The 13,651-nt window shown below is 71.4% G+C and carries 11 protein-coding genes; 3 read left to right on the forward strand and 8 right to left on the reverse strand.

Annotated features, from left to right (window positions below):
* Positions 1-11: 11 nt before the first annotated feature.
* The gene (locus HCC61_RS12800) at positions 12-1,553 is read right to left on the reverse strand and encodes a hypothetical protein (protein WP_169135507.1); all 1,542 of its coding nucleotides are present in this window, start codon (positions 1,551-1,553) and stop codon (positions 12-14) included.
* 244 nt (positions 1,554-1,797) lie between these two features.
* Between HCC61_RS12800 and HCC61_RS12805 the strand changes: the two genes are divergently transcribed.
* Together HCC61_RS12805 and HCC61_RS12810 are read left to right on the forward strand one after the other, a co-directional pair.
* Positions 1,798-2,982, forward strand: a complete 1,185-nt coding sequence (locus HCC61_RS12805; RefSeq protein WP_169135508.1) for an aminoglycoside phosphotransferase family protein — start codon at positions 1,798-1,800, stop codon at positions 2,980-2,982.
* Positions 2,983-3,422: 440 nt separating this feature from the next.
* Positions 3,423-5,429, forward strand: coding sequence for an N-acetylmuramoyl-L-alanine amidase (locus HCC61_RS12810; protein ID WP_240968959.1), 2,007 nt, complete (start codon positions 3,423-3,425; stop codon positions 5,427-5,429).
* A 153-nt stretch (positions 5,430-5,582) separates the two neighbouring features.
* On the opposite strand, the gene HCC61_RS12815 is transcribed toward HCC61_RS12810, so the two are convergent.
* From HCC61_RS12815 to HCC61_RS12845, 7 genes are all read right to left on the reverse strand, one after another.
* On the reverse strand, positions 5,583-6,080 hold the full coding sequence (locus HCC61_RS12815; protein ID WP_169135510.1) for a hypothetical protein: 498 nt from the start codon (positions 6,078-6,080) through the stop codon (positions 5,583-5,585).
* Between the two features lie 144 nt (positions 6,081-6,224).
* Positions 6,225-6,455, reverse strand: coding sequence for a DUF397 domain-containing protein (locus tag HCC61_RS12820; RefSeq protein WP_346777162.1), 231 nt, complete (start codon positions 6,453-6,455; stop codon positions 6,225-6,227).
* 122 nt (positions 6,456-6,577) lie between these two features.
* Complete coding sequence (locus HCC61_RS12825) at positions 6,578-7,093, reverse strand: VOC family protein (protein ID WP_169135511.1); 516 nt, start codon at positions 7,091-7,093, stop codon at positions 6,578-6,580.
* Between the two features lie 104 nt (positions 7,094-7,197).
* On the reverse strand, positions 7,198-7,917 hold the full coding sequence (locus HCC61_RS12830; RefSeq protein WP_169135512.1) for an alpha/beta hydrolase: 720 nt from the start codon (positions 7,915-7,917) through the stop codon (positions 7,198-7,200).
* Between the two features lie 10 nt (positions 7,918-7,927).
* Positions 7,928-9,370: an amino acid permease gene (locus HCC61_RS12835; protein WP_169135513.1), complete on the reverse strand. Its 1,443-nt coding sequence runs from the start codon at positions 9,368-9,370 to the stop codon at positions 7,928-7,930.
* A 164-nt stretch (positions 9,371-9,534) separates the two neighbouring features.
* Positions 9,535-11,313, reverse strand: a complete 1,779-nt coding sequence (locus HCC61_RS12840) for an NAD(P)/FAD-dependent oxidoreductase (RefSeq protein ID WP_169135514.1) — start codon at positions 11,311-11,313, stop codon at positions 9,535-9,537.
* A 37-nt stretch (positions 11,314-11,350) separates the two neighbouring features.
* Positions 11,351-12,115, reverse strand: coding sequence for an MgtC/SapB family protein (locus HCC61_RS12845; RefSeq protein ID WP_169135515.1), 765 nt, complete (start codon positions 12,113-12,115; stop codon positions 11,351-11,353).
* A 562-nt stretch (positions 12,116-12,677) separates the two neighbouring features.
* Between HCC61_RS12845 and HCC61_RS12850 the strand changes: the two genes are divergently transcribed.
* Positions 12,678-13,634, forward strand: a complete 957-nt coding sequence (locus HCC61_RS12850) for a hypothetical protein (RefSeq protein WP_206322400.1) — start codon at positions 12,678-12,680, stop codon at positions 13,632-13,634.
* The last annotated feature ends 17 nt before the right edge of the window (positions 13,635-13,651 follow it).

Here is a 13,651-nt window from a genome sequence, read left to right on the forward strand (position 1 = left end):
ATTGCTGACGCTCACACCGAGCGCAGCCCCCTGCCCCCGGGCAGCCGGGCCGGCTTGGGCTCCCCCGAGAGCTTCGGCGGCTTCGGCTTCCTCGGCAGCGCGTGCTGGATCTCCTCCCGCAGGTCCTCGACGGGGCCGTGACCGGCGTACTGGCCGGTGAGCCGGTACATCTCGCGCAGCCGGTCCCAGGTGCGATGCGAGGAGTTCTCGCCGATGCTGACGAGCGCGAGACGGGCGTAGCGGTCGGCCTGTTCGGGTTCGTCGGCGATGAAGTAGGCCGAGGCGAGGGAGATCCAGTCGAAGATCTTCGACCGCTGACGCTCCTCCGCGCGGAGTTCGAGCGCCCGCTTGGCGTGCCCCTCCGCCACCCTGGCCGCCGAGGGATCGTGTTCGGCGAGCGTACGGAAGGCCAGCGCCTGCATGCCGTGCAGGTCGGCCTCGTCGAACATCTGCATCCAACTCGGGGGCGGCACATCGCCGTTGTCGGAGGCGAAGAGCTCCTCCGCCTCGCCGAGGGTGCGCCGCATCGCCTGCCCGCGGCCCATCGACGCCTGTGCCCACGCCTCGATGGTGTGCAGCATCGCCCGCGTGCGCGGCAGGGTCTCCTCGCCGGAGCCGGCCCGCGCCAGCTTCATCAGGTCGAGCGCGTCGTCGGGTCGGCCGAGGTGCACCATCTGGCGCGCGGCGCGGGAGAGGGCCTCGCCCGCCCTCGGCCGGTCGCCGCCCTCGCGTGCGGCGTGTGCCGCGATGACGAAGTACTTCTGTGCCGTGGGCTCCAGGCCGACGTCGTGCGACATCCAGCCCGCCAGTACGGCGAGGTTCGCCGCGACGCCCCACAACCGCCGCTGGAGACGGTCGGGATGGCGGTAGGAGAGCATGCCGCCCACCTCGTTGAGCTGGCCGACGACCGCCTTGCGCTGGAGTCCGCCGCCGCGTGCGGCGTCCCAGGCGCGGAAGACCTCGACCGAGTGCTCCAGGGCCTCGATCTCCTGCGAGCCCACCGGGGCCGCGTCGTACCTGTCGATGGCCGCCTGGTCCGCGTGGACCGGGGCTCCCGGATGGGCGGGGTGACCGGAGTGGAGAATGCCGGCGGCGGAACCCGTGTCGCCGCGGAGCCAGTCGTACATGGCACTGCTGAGTGCCGATCCTGCGGTGAGCGCGGCACCCGCGCCCACCAAGCCGCGTCGGTTGAGCATGAGGTCCATTCCCGTGAATTCGGTGAGGACCTCGGCTGTGCGGTCGGGCGCCCATGGCAGCCCGTCGAGTCCGGACTGCTGCCGTCCGGCCGACTGGCCCGGCCTGCTGAACCCGAGGTCCTCGATGGTAACGACACGGCCGAGTCGCTCGGTGAACAGGGCGGCCAGCACCTTCGGCACCGGATCGCGCGGGGTCTCCCCCGTGTCGATCCAACGCCGCACCCGCGAGGTGTCGGTCGACAGCTGTGCGTGGCCCATGGCCACGGACTGCCGGTTGACCAGCCGCGCGAGTTCGCCCTTGGACCATCCGGCGAGGCCGAAAAGGTCCGCGAGACGGGTGTTGGGTCCCTTGGTCACGTCAAGCCCCCAGGTTCTCGGCTTAGTTGACAGTAACCCCCGCTCAACTGCCCTGCGAGGATTCGCCAGGGTTCGCCAGGGTCCGCCAGATGGTGTGCCACCCGCACGCGGGTGTCCTGTAGGAACGCGCCACCCACTCGGCTCCGTCCGGTGCGGTCCCGCACTCCCCAGGGTGCGGACAGCGGCACCGGGCGGGGCCTCCCGGGGCGCGACCCGCCGGGCGTACGAAGGGACTCTGCTCACCATGCATCCAGCGACGTCCGCCGTGTCCGCACCTCTCCGGCCGCTCGGCACCCCGCCTTACGGCGCCGGTACGGGCGGAGTCGCCGCCGCGGCTCCCTCCGCGACGCGGACGTCCGTCCCACGGGGCGGCACCGCGGCGCAGCGGCTCCCGGCCGGCGCCGGTTCCCAATCCGTAACCGGGAGACTGGACTTGTCCGGCCCACACGGTGCGCAGCTGCGCGCGGCCATCGCCTCCGTCCACCGGATCTGCCCGGAGTTCCATCCCGTGCAGGTACTGCGCCGCGCCGGCCGCTCCGTGCTGGTGTCGGGGACCGCGGGGCGCAACGCCGTCGTCGCCAAGTGCCTTGTGGACAAGGCCGCTTCGTCCGTCGAGCGGTTCCGGCACGAAATAGCGTCCTACCGCGCCTTCGTACGCCACCGGCCCCCGGTGCGCGTACCGAGGCTGGTGGCCGCCGATCCCGACGAGTGCGTGCTGGTGATCGAGCGCATGCCCGGCCGTGTGGCGGCGTTACGGCGCCATCTGCTGGACACCCCGCCCCGTGCGGATCTGCGTGCCGCGCTGGGCGCGCTGTGCAAGGTCAACTTCTGGCAGCCGCCGCCGGGTTCGTTCCCGCGGCCCATCGACTATCCGGCCCGGCTCGCCCGGTGCCATGAGCAGGGCCTGCTGACGGACCGCGACCTGGGGGATCTTCAGACGCTGCTGCACGGCGTCGCCAAGGCGCACGCCGCACAGGCGCCCGGCACCGGCGGCACGCCCTGGCAGTTCTGCCACGGCGACGCCCTGCTGACCAACGTGCTGCTCGCACCCGCGGGCCCCGCGCTGGTCGACTGGGAGTACGCGGGCTGGTATCTGCCCGGGTACGACCTGGCGACGCTGTGGGTGGTGCTCGGCGACGCACCCATGGCCCGGCGCCACATCAGCCAGCTCGCCCAGGCACAGGGCACGGCGGCGCGTGACGCGTTCCTGGTGAATCTGATGCTGGTGCTGACGCGGGAGATCCGTACGTACGAGACCGCGATCCAGCGCACGATAAAGGACCCTGCCCCCGTCGCTCCCCCGGGCGGCGGCCCCGAGCGCCCCGGCGCCATGGCCACCGGCGAGCACCAACGGCTGCTGCTGCGGCGGCTGCACGACGACTGCGGGCTCGCGCGGCGGGCCGTTCGAGCGGCGGTGGGGACCCGGTAGGCGCCGGACCCGGGGGCCACGTCCCCCGTGGACAGGGCCCGGTGGGCGGCTGGCGCCGGCGAGCGGTCCGGCGCCGTGACCGCTCGCCACCTGCGCGGCGTCACCGGTCCGGACAGGTGGCGCCGGACAGCCGTACGGCGCCCGGCGGGCGGCTTTCACCGACGCCCCGGACCACCGCGCCGATGCGGCCGGAACCCACCACGCTGACGTGCGAATCCTCCTCGCTGCACGGTCATTGACGGACGGTCGGGCAACCGATACCTCTGAGGCCTGCTCGCACCCGCATGCGACGAGCCCAGACCGAGGAGGCCGCATTGCCCGGATCACCCGGATCTTCTGGTTCAGTTCACGACGCCCGAGGACCGCTCAGACGTCTCGCACGCGCCGTCCGCGGCGGCCCCGGCCGGTTCGGCCTGCCGCGCGACCGGCGCTCACGTGCCCTGTGGGCCGCCGGCACCGGCGTCGCCGCCACGGCGCTGCTGGTCCCGCTGGTCTCCGCCGGCCCGTATGCCACCGCGGAACAGCGCGGGACCTCGCGGCTCCAGCAGCAGTTCGCGGACGCCTCCGAGAAGTACGGCGTACCGGAGAGCGTGCTGCTCGGGGTGTCCTATCTCCAGTCCCGCTGGGACACCCACGAAGGCGCCCCCAGCGTCTCCGGCGGCTACGGCCCGATGCACCTGACCGACGCCCGTACGGCGCTCGCGCACTCCACGGCGTCGCACCCCAAGACCCCGGCCGGCGCCGAACCCGAGGACGCGCGCGGCGACACGGCACGCCCCGCCTTCACACCCCGCGGGGCCACGGCGCACGGCGGACGTGCGGCCAAGCCCGGTAGCGGCGACCTGCCCGCGCGGCTGCGCACGGCCGAGCGTGCGGCGAAGCTGACCGGTCTGTCGCGTGCGGAGCTGCGCGAGTCCCCCGCGGCGAATCTGCGCGGGGGCGCGGCGCTGCTGGCCGCCGCGCAGCGGAAGCTGGGGCACAAGCTCAGCTCCGATCCCGCCGACTGGTACGGCGCGGTGGCCGCCTTCCCGGCGGCGTCCGAGCGCGGTACGGCCACCGCGTTCGCGGACGACGTGTTCGGCGTGATGCGCACGGGCGAGCAGCGCACCACCGACTCCGGCCAGCGGATGCGGCTCCCGGCCGAGCCGGATCTGCGGGCCGACCGCGCACAGGCCGACGGGCTCGGCCTGTCGACGCGCTCCTCGGCACGCTCCTCGTCGAAGGCGGCGGCGGAGAAGCCGGAGTGCCCGCGCAGCGTCTCCTGCGAGTGGCTGCCGGCCCCGTACGAGGAGTACACCGACGACGACGGCAACCCGAACTACGGCAACCACGACAAGTCCCGAAGGCCCGGCTCCGCCTCGATCGACTACATCGTCGTGCACGACACCGAGGGCAGCTGGGACACCGTCATGGATCTGATCCAGGACCCGACATACGTGTCCTGGAACTACTCGCTGCGCTCCTCCGACGGGCACATCGCGCAGCACGTGCGGAACAAGGACGCCGCCTGGCACGCGGGCAACTGGTACGTCAACGCCAAGTCCGTCGGCGTGGAGCACGAGGGCTTCCTCACCGACCCCGACGCTTGGTTCACCGAGGCCATGTACCGCTCGTCGGCCCGCCTGGTGCGGTATATCGCCGGCAAGTACGGCATCCCGCTGGACCGTCAGCACATCCTCGGGCACGACAACGTCCCGGGCGTGACCACCGACACCATCCCCGGCATGCACACCGATCCGGGACCGTATTTCGACTGGCGGCACTACTTCCGGCTGCTCGGCGAACCGTTCACCCGGAGCACCTCCGCCGGCGGCAGGCTGCTGACGATCCTGCCCGACTACGACAAGAACCGGCCCACCTACACCGAGTGCGACGACTCGGGCAAGGACTGCCCGGCGCACGGCTCCGGCGCGGTCCGGCTGCACACCGAGCCCGATGCGGAGTCGGCGCTGGTCGAGGACGCGGGCCTGCACCCGGGGGGCGGCAAGTCGACCACGGGCGTCAACGACACCGGTGCGCGCGCCAGCACGGGCCAGCAGTACGCGTCCGCGGGACGCAAGGGCGACTGGACCGCGATCTGGTACCTCGGCCAGAAGGCCTGGTTCCACAACCCGAAGAAGCAGCCCACCGCCGTCCCGTCACGGGGCAAGGTGGCCGTCCCGAAGGCCGGCAAGAACGAGATCCCCGTCTACGGGCGGGCCTACCCGGAGAAGGACGCCTACCCCGAGGGCATTCCGGCGCAGGAGCTCTCGCCGCTGACGTACAAGATCAAGGCGGGGCAGGCGTACGCCGTGGGCCTCAAGACGCGCGGCGAGTATCTCTACGCCAAGGAGTTCGACCCGAAGGCGGAGAAGTTCAAAGTGGTGCGCGGCGATCTCACGTACTACCAGATCCAGCTCGGGCACCGGGTGGCCTTCGTCAAGGCGGACGACGTGCAGGTGAGGTGAGCGGCGTCCTCCCGGGGCCGTGAGGCACCTGGAGAACCAAGAGGGCCCGGTGTCCCGGGCCGGCAGCGCTGAGACGCCGGCCCGGGACACCGGGCCGGCTCATGCGCAGGAGACTTCATGAAGGGGCCGCAGAGGCGGGCCCGCCCGCGGGTGTCAGTGCTGGAACATCTCGGCGGGCAGCGGCTTCAGCAGCGCGTAGAGATCGTTGGTGATGGGCCGGTCCCAGCTGGCGATGGTGACGAGCACGCCGTCGCTGCGGTCGAACTGGACGCATGAGATGCGCTCTTCGGAGCACTTCACGCGGCGCACGATCAGCAGGTTGTCCTCGTGCATCACCGGGTCGTCCTCGACGTCCGTGACCTCGACCGGCTCGTCGTTCTCCAGCGCCACCATCAGCTGCGCCACCTCGAAGGGCACCTGGCTGCCGGTGACCTCGCGGGCCGGAGAGCCCTCCGGGAGATTGCCGATGATCATCGCGGGGCCCCGCCCGCCGAAGAGGTCGTAGCGCAGGAAGACTCCCTGGCAGGTGCCGTCGGGCGCGGGCAGCAGGCCGGCTCCGAGGTTGCCGGGCCAGTCGGTCGGGTCCATGGCCAGGACGTCGAAGTCCGGGCCTGCGGGAACGGACGCGCTGCGACGGCGGAGGAACGACATGCGGACATGGTACGTCCCGGCCCACGCCTCTCCTCCGGGACGCCTCAGCATGGTCACGCTCCCGTCACGGCGCCCACCGGGGGCGGCGGCCGAACCCGGAAGCGCGACCCGGGGAGGGGCGTACGGAGGAGCGCCGGTGACGCCTCAGGTGAGGTCGAAGCGCCCGTCGCGCGCACCGAGCACGAACGCGTTCCACTCCCCCGGGGAGAAGATGACCGCCGGGATCTCCGGAGTCCGGCCGTTGCGCATCGCGATCCACCCTTCGACGAAGGCGATCTCCACACCGCCCATCGCCTGGGTGCCCGACTGCCAGCGGGCGTTGGTGAGATCGAGGTCGGGCCTCGTCACGGTGCTGGTGGTGGTGCGCTCGGCCACGTGCGCTCCTCCTGTTTCTCTCTTCGGAAGGGAGTTCAGCGTAACGACCGTCGGAGGGCGGCGGACAGGGCTTTGGCGCTCCCGGATCGCACCCGTGCGGGGAACGCCGTGCGGACCGCCCGTCAGAGGATCTCGTTGCCGTTGAAGACCCCGAGACGTTCCCGGTAGAGCTCCACGGGAACGCCGTTGGGATCCCGCAGGTACAGGCTCTCCTCGACGCCGCGGTCGGGTCCCGCGTACTCGATGCCCGCGGCGTCGAGTGCGGTGCGGGCCGCCGAGTGCGCCTCGCCGTCCATCGACAGCGCGAGGTGCTGCACTCCGCCGACGGTCTCCGCGAACGGCGGGTGGTCGTGGCCGGGGAAGTCGAAGAAGCCGAGCAGATTGCCGTTGCCGATGTCGAAGAAGAAATGGGTCGAGCCGCGGTAGTCGCGGTTCTCCACCAGCTCGACGAGGGGGAAGCCGAGCAGCTCCTGGTAGAAGCGGATCGTCTCCTCCACGTCCCGGCAGATGAAGGCGACGTGGTGCACGCCGCGCGCGGTGGTGGCCGGCCGGTCGGGGACGCCGAGCAGGTAGCGGTCACGCAACGCCTCGCGGCGCGTGCGCAGTTCCTCCAATGCGGGTCCCTCGGGCTGGGCCATCGCGGATCGTCCTCCAAAAGTGCTTTGTTCTTCAACAATCACTCTAGAGGTCTCCGGTACCGGGCGGCGAACCGTCGTCGTCCCCGTGGGCGCGCCGGGGCGGCTCACCGTGCGTCGGCGTCCCCCGTGAGGAACGTCCGCACCGCCGAGACGAACTCCTTCGGCCGCTGTTCGTGCACCATGTGACCGCCCTCCTCGACGGTGACGAAGGTGCCGTGCGGGACGCGCTCCGCGACGGCCGCCATGTCCTCCTGGGGCAGATGGCTGCTCGCACCGCCGCCCACGACGAGCGTGGGGGCGGTGATGGCGGCCAGCTGCTCGTACCAGCGCGGGTCGGGCTCGTTGCGCTGCCGGTTCCACTGCCTTCGCACCTCGTGGTCGAACTGCTGCGGCCCCGGCGGCGGTTCGGGGATCTCACGGGGAGGGTCGAGCGGCAGCAGCGCGGCGGTCTCCTCCAGTACGAGCCGCTCCACCCTCTCCGGATGCGCTCCGGCGAAGATGCCCGCGACGACCGAGCCGAAGGAGTGGCCGATCAGGATGACGCGCTCCAGGCCGAGTTCGTCCAGGAAGCACCGCAGGTCCTCGCTCAGCAGGTCCAGCCCGTACTCGCCCGGCCAGTCGCTGCGGCCGTGACCGCGCAGGTCCGGGGCGAAAAGCGGGTGCCGGGCGGCGAGTTGGGCGATGAGCGGCCCGCGCCAGTCCTCCCCGTCCTCGCCGAGGCAGTGCAGGAGGACGACGGGCGTGCCGTCCACACCTTCCGTGCCCCAGGTCCGGTACGCGATCCGGATGCCGTTCGCCCGCAGTGTCAGCACTTCATCGCTCATACGGACGACGCTAGTCCAGGTCCTTCCCCGGCTCCTCCGGTTGCTGCCGCGCGAGTTCGGAACGGTGGTACGAGTAGCCGAAGTAGACGGCCAGGCCGATCAGGAACCACACCGCGAAGCGCACCCATGTCTGCCATGCCAGGAAGGTCGTCAGCCACAGCGAGAACACGACCCCTATCGCCGGTACGAACGGCATGCCGGGTGTGCGGAAGGTGCGCGGCAGTTCGGGGCGGCGGTAGCGCAGCACGATCACCGCGACGCAGACCACGACGAACGCCAGCAGGATGCCGATGTTGGTGAGTTCGGCGGCCTCCTCGATGGGCAGGAAGCCGGCGATCACCGCGGAGGCCACGCCGACGATCCACGTGACTCGGGTGGGCACGTGCCGGGTGGGGTGGGTCTTGGCGAACCACTTGGGCAGCAGGCCGTCCCGGCTCATGGAGAACCAGACGCGCGTGACGCCGAGCATGAAGGTGAACATCACGGTGAGGATGCCGATGATGGCGCCCACGGCGATGATGTCGGCGACCGCGCCGAGACCGACGGACTGGAAGGCCGAGGAGAGACCGCTCTCCTTGTCGATGTCGGAGAAGTTCTGCATGCCCGTCAGCACCAGGCACACCAGCACGTACAGCGTCATCGCGATCACCAGCGAATAGATGATCGCCTTGGGCATGTGGCGCTGGGACTCCTTCGACTCCTCGGCGGCGGTGCTCATCGCGTCGTAGCCGAAGACGGCGAAGAAGACGGTGGCCGCGCCGGTGAAGGCGCCCGAGACGCCGTAGGGGAAGAACGGCACGTAGTTGGCGGTCTTGATGTGGAAGAAGCCGACCACGATGACGAGCAGCACCACCAGCACCTTCAGCCCGACCACGACCGTCTCGAAGCGGGCGGCGCTGCGCATGCCCCGGTTGAGCAGGTATGCGATGAGCAGGCACAGCAGCGCGGCGAAGAGGTCGACCCGGTGCCCGTCGCCGGTGCCCGGCGCTCCCAGCATCCAGGCGGGCAGCTGGGCACCGGCCGCATCGACGAGGAAGGAGAAGTAGCCGGAGATGCCGATGCCGACCACGGCGACGATCGCCGTGTACTCCAGCAGCAGGTCCCAGCCGATGAACCAGCCGCCGATCTCGCCCAGTACGGCGTAGCCGTAGGTGTATGCCGAGCCCGCCTTCGGGATGAGGCCCGCGAACTCGGCGTACGACAGGGCCGCCGCGGCGCTGGCCACGCCCGCGATGAGAAAGGAGACGAGCACGGCGGGACCGGCCTTGCCGTTGGCGACGGTGCCCGCGAGCGCGAAGATGCCCGCGCCGATGATGCCTCCGACGCCGATGGCGGTCAGCTGCCACAGGCCCAGCACCCGGGTCAGCTGCTCCCCGGAGCCTCCTTCGGCCTCCGCGATGTGCTCGATGGGTTTGCGTCGCAGTACGCCTCGTGTGCTCCAGAGCCCGCTCATCGAGGTCCTCCTCAGCTGACGGTGCCGACGGTGGCGCCGGATCCCCTGATACGGGACGGCCCGATTCTGGACAGCCCGATTCTGGACAGCCCGGTCCGGGGCAGCCCGATACGGAACAGGGGGCCGGGGCCGCCGATCAGCATCTCGCGGCCACGCCGTCAGCGCTACGGGCGCGCCACGCCGGCACCCGTGGCCTCCAGTACGGCCATCGCCGCGTTGTGGCCGCCGAGCCCGCTGACGCCGCCGCCACGTACCGAACCGGCGCCGCACAGCAGCACGTTGGGATGCGCGGTCTCCACGCCCCAGCGTCCGGCGCCCTCTTCGGCCGCCCACGGGAAGGAGAGATCGCCGTGGAAGATGTGGCCGCCCGGCAGATTCAGCTCCGCCTCCAGGTCGTACGGCGTCTTCGCCTCGATGCAGGGCCTGCCGTCCGCGTCGAGGGCGAGGCAGTCGGCGACCGGCTCGGTCAGATGGCGGTCGAGTTCGGCGAGCGTGCGGGCCAGGGCGTCGTCGCGGATCCGGGCGCGTTCCTCGGAGGTCGCGGCGTCGAAGCACTCGGCGGGGGTCAGCAGCCCGAAGAGGGTGAGCGTCTGACAGCCGGCCGCAGCCAGCTCGGCTCCGAGGATGGTGGGGTCGGTGAGCGAATGGCAGTACAGCTCGGACGGCGGCACCCGGGGCAGCTCGCCAGCCGCGGCCTGCCGGTGGGCCTCGGCCAACTGCTCGTATCCCTCGGCGACATGGAAGGTGCCCGCGAAGGCTTCCCGGGCGTCGACGGCGCCGTCCTTGAGGCCGGGAAGGCGGCGCAGCAGCATGTTGACCTTCAGCTGCGATCCCGCGACCGGTCCGGCGCCGCTCGCGGCACCGGAGCCGGAGCCGGAGCCTGAGCCGGAACCGGAGCCGGGCACGGTCCCGGACTCCTCGCCGAGCATCTCCGTCAGCGCCCGCGGAGAGGCGTTGACCAGGACGCGGCGTGCGGGGACCGTGCCCTCGCCGCCGTCGGCGGTGCGGTAGTGGACCTCCGCGGCGGTGCCGTCGGTGTCGATCCGGTGCACGGTGTGGCCCGTACGGATGTGTGCGCCCGCGGTGCGGGCGGCGTCGGCGAGGGCGTCGGTCAGCGCGCCCATGCCGCCGACGGGCACGTCCCAGTCGCCGGTGCCGCCGCCGATGACGTGGTAGAGGAAGCAGCGGTTCTGAAGCAGCGACGCGTCGTGCGCGTGGCTGAAGGTGCCGATGAGACCGTCGGTGAGCACCACTCCGCGGACCAGGTCGTCGGCGAAGCACTCCTCGACGGTCTCGCCGAGCGGCCGCTCGAACAGCGCCTCCCACGCGGCGTCCTCACCGATGCGGGCCTTCAACTCGGCGCGCGTGGGCAGCGGTTCCGTGAGCGTGGGGAAGACGCGCTGAGCCACGCGCCGGGTCATGCCGTAGAAGCGCTCCCAGGCGGCGAACTCCTTCTCGCTCCCGGTGAGACGGCCGAAGGACTCCCGGGTGCGCGCGGTGCCGTCGCCGACGAAGAGGCCGGTGGCCCGCCCGTCGCGCACGGCCGGCGTGTAGGAGGAGACACCGCGCTTGCGTACGGCGAAGCGCACCCCGAGGTCGTCCACGATCCACTGCGGGAGCAGGCTCACCAGGTACGAGTAGCGCGAGAGCCGGGCGTCCACGCCCGCGAAGGTCTGCTCGGAGACGGCGGCTCCGCCGGTGCGGCCGAGGCGCTCCAGCACCAGCACGCGCTGACCGGCACGGGCCAGATATGCGGCGGCGACCAGGCCGTTGTGGCCGCCGCCGACGACGACGGCGTCATAGGCGGAGCCCCCGCCCGAGCCGTGGGAGGCGTCGGAGCCCCGGGAGGCGAGGGAGGCGCTTGCGCCGCCGTCGGGGCCTTCGCCGTTGGCGTGGGAGTTGCGGGAACCGTCGCGCGGGGCGTCGTGGGAGGCGGCAGGCATGCCTCTTCGTAGCACGTACCGGACCGGGGGCACACGCTCATTCGTCGGGATCGGGGTCCAGCACGACGTCCATGCCCAGCACTCCCCGGGTCTCGAACAGCTCCGAGCTCAGTTCCCGCACATCGCCCGGGCCTTCGATCCGGAGCAGCACCCGGGCGGTGTCCTCCATGCCGGCGCGCTCGGCCTCCTCGGCCTCCTCCTGCGAACGCGGCAGCCTGTCCACCCGGACACCGAGGATGTGGAAGCCGCGGTCGGTGCACTTCTCCATCAGCTGCGGCAGCAGCGCCGATCCGGTGCGGTAGCGCAGCCGGACCGTGGACTGCACGGACGCCGGCGTGGAGGAGAGGCGGCGGGCCAGCCGGGGGTAGCCGCGGATGACGACGAAGTGCACAGCGGTCGTCACCGCCGCGAGCACCCCGAGCCCGCCCCCGCAGGCCATGCCCACACCGCAGGTGAGCCAGACGGTGGCGGCGGTCGTCAGGCCCCGTACGGCGTCCCGGCGCACGAAGATCAGGCCGCCGCCGATGAAGCCGATCCCGGTGATGATCTGCGCCGCGACCCGGGAGGGGTCGAAGGAGACGTTCTCCAGGTCCAGCACGCTGCTGAAGCCGTACTGGGAGATCTGCATCATCAGGGCGCTGGCGATGCCGACCAGCGCGTGCGTGCGCAGTCCGGCGCTCTTCTGCTGCGAGCCCCGCTCCCAGCCGATGAGCGTGGAGAGAACCAGCGCCAGGCCCAACTCGCTCAGCTGCGCCCAGCCTTGGTGGTTGTGCACATCCCACAGCGGAGCCGCCAGTCCCATCGGTTGCCCTCCTCACGACTCGGGTCGAAGGAAATTGTCAGGAAGATTATGAACCGGACCCTCCGGCAGAGGAAAGATTCGGCCACCGAACAGGGGGCCATGTCACCGCCCCACTCCGTTACCGGTTCTCAACTCCCGTACGAATCAAGGAAGTTCGAGATTCAAACGTAAGGATTGCGTGGTGTCTTCCTCGAACGGCCCTTCCACGCACGACCGGTCACGCCTCACGCCCGTCCGCCAGGGGCGCCCCGCCGCGACTTCGAGCGCGCTCACACGCCCCGCGCACCCGGCGCCCGGAGCCGCACTCGGATATCGAATGGCAGCGCCCGACATGTGCTCACCACATACCCAGCCGGCGGCTCCTGCCCAAAACCGGGGCGGAAACGGGAGAAAAAGCGGCCCATGGGAGCGGGCGACCTGGATCGGTGGTTCCGGTCGGTCATGACGCTGAGTAGGGTGTGCGTTGCTGCCGGGCACCGGGCAGGTTCCGGTCGAATTCGGGTTGCCCGGATCGTACACATTGGGGCGGCATCGGCAGACACGGCAGATTCGGCAGGAGAGCATGACCGCTGGCTTTTTCGAGGGGCAGTACGTGTGGCACCCGGCGGCCGATGACCGTCAGCTGGCACGAGCATGCGTCGACGTACGGGCGGGCCGCTACCTCAGCACGCACGAAGCGCTGAAGGACGCACGCGACGACTTCGGCCTGCGCGCGCACCGTTCACTCGTACTCGCCTCCGAGGCCTGCGACTCCGACCTGGCCGAACGCTGGCTGGCCGAGGAGCCGAGCAAGGAGGCCACGCTGCTGTGGGCGCGGGTCTCCTCGCTCCGCGCGCTGCGCGCCTCCGACAGCGAGGACCGGCGGGCCGGCGAGCTCGGCCGTATCGCCTTCGCCGCCTGCCAGCGGGCCGCGCTGATGGCCCCCCGCGATCCCACGCCCTGGGTGACGCAGCTGTCCCTGGCGCGCCTTCAGCGGCCCAGAGACCCCGCGCCCCAGGGGCTGTTGACCTCCCCCGAGGGCCCGTGGTCCCTTCTCTCCCACATCCTCCGGCTCGATCCGTGGCACCGGGAGGCCCATCACCGGTTCCTCTCCTTCTTCTTCGCGCGCTACGGCGGTTCGTCCAAGGCCGCATGGGACGTGGCCGCCTTCCTCGGTCAACGGGCGCCCGTGAACTCCGCGTTGAGACTCCTGCCGCTCGTCGCCCTCATCGAGGAGCACGATCCCTCCTCGCTTCTCGCCGACCGCACGTGGGAGCAACCCCAGTGGAAGGCAACGGCGTTGGGCGCGTACCAGCACTGGCTGCCGGAGGTCGCCGGTTACCGGTTCACGCCCGTGCTGGACCTGGCGTATCTGGCGCACGCGCTCATCATGGCGCACTGCGAATTCGAGGCGAGGCCCGTGTTCGCGGCAATGGGGCCGTACGCCTCACGGATGCCGTGGAGCGCACTGGGCGACCCGGAGGAAGAGCTGAGCAAGGCGCGGCTCGCCTGCGGACTGCCCGTGCCCGGCTCGCGCTGACGTGCCGTACGGGGGGG

Origin of the sequence: Streptomyces sp. HNM0575 (assembly GCF_012726265.1) — a bacterium.
Taxonomy (GTDB): domain Bacteria; phylum Actinomycetota; class Actinomycetes; order Streptomycetales; family Streptomycetaceae; genus Streptomyces.

Bases quoted from the DNA above. Each gene is read 5' to 3' on its own strand.
- HCC61_RS12805 (WP_169135508.1), top strand. From the start codon at position 1,798: ATGCATCCAGCGACGTCCGCCGTGTCCGCACCTCTCCGGCCGCTCGGC.
- HCC61_RS12815 (WP_169135510.1), bottom strand. From the start codon at position 6,080: ATGTCGTTCCTCCGCCGTCGCAGCGCGTCCGTTCCCGCAGGCCCGGAC.
- HCC61_RS12825 (WP_169135511.1), bottom strand. From the start codon at position 7,093: ATGGCCCAGCCCGAGGGACCCGCATTGGAGGAACTGCGCACGCGCCGC.
- HCC61_RS12830 (WP_169135512.1), bottom strand. From the start codon at position 7,917: ATGAGCGATGAAGTGCTGACACTGCGGGCGAACGGCATCCGGATCGCG.
- HCC61_RS12835 (WP_169135513.1), bottom strand. From the start codon at position 9,370: ATGAGCGGGCTCTGGAGCACACGAGGCGTACTGCGACGCAAACCCATC.
- HCC61_RS12840 (WP_169135514.1), bottom strand. From the start codon at position 11,313: ATGCCTGCCGCCTCCCACGACGCCCCGCGCGACGGTTCCCGCAACTCC.
- HCC61_RS12845 (WP_169135515.1), bottom strand. From the start codon at position 12,115: ATGGGACTGGCGGCTCCGCTGTGGGATGTGCACAACCACCAAGGCTGG.
- HCC61_RS12850 (WP_206322400.1), top strand. From the start codon at position 12,678: ATGACCGCTGGCTTTTTCGAGGGGCAGTACGTGTGGCACCCGGCGGCC.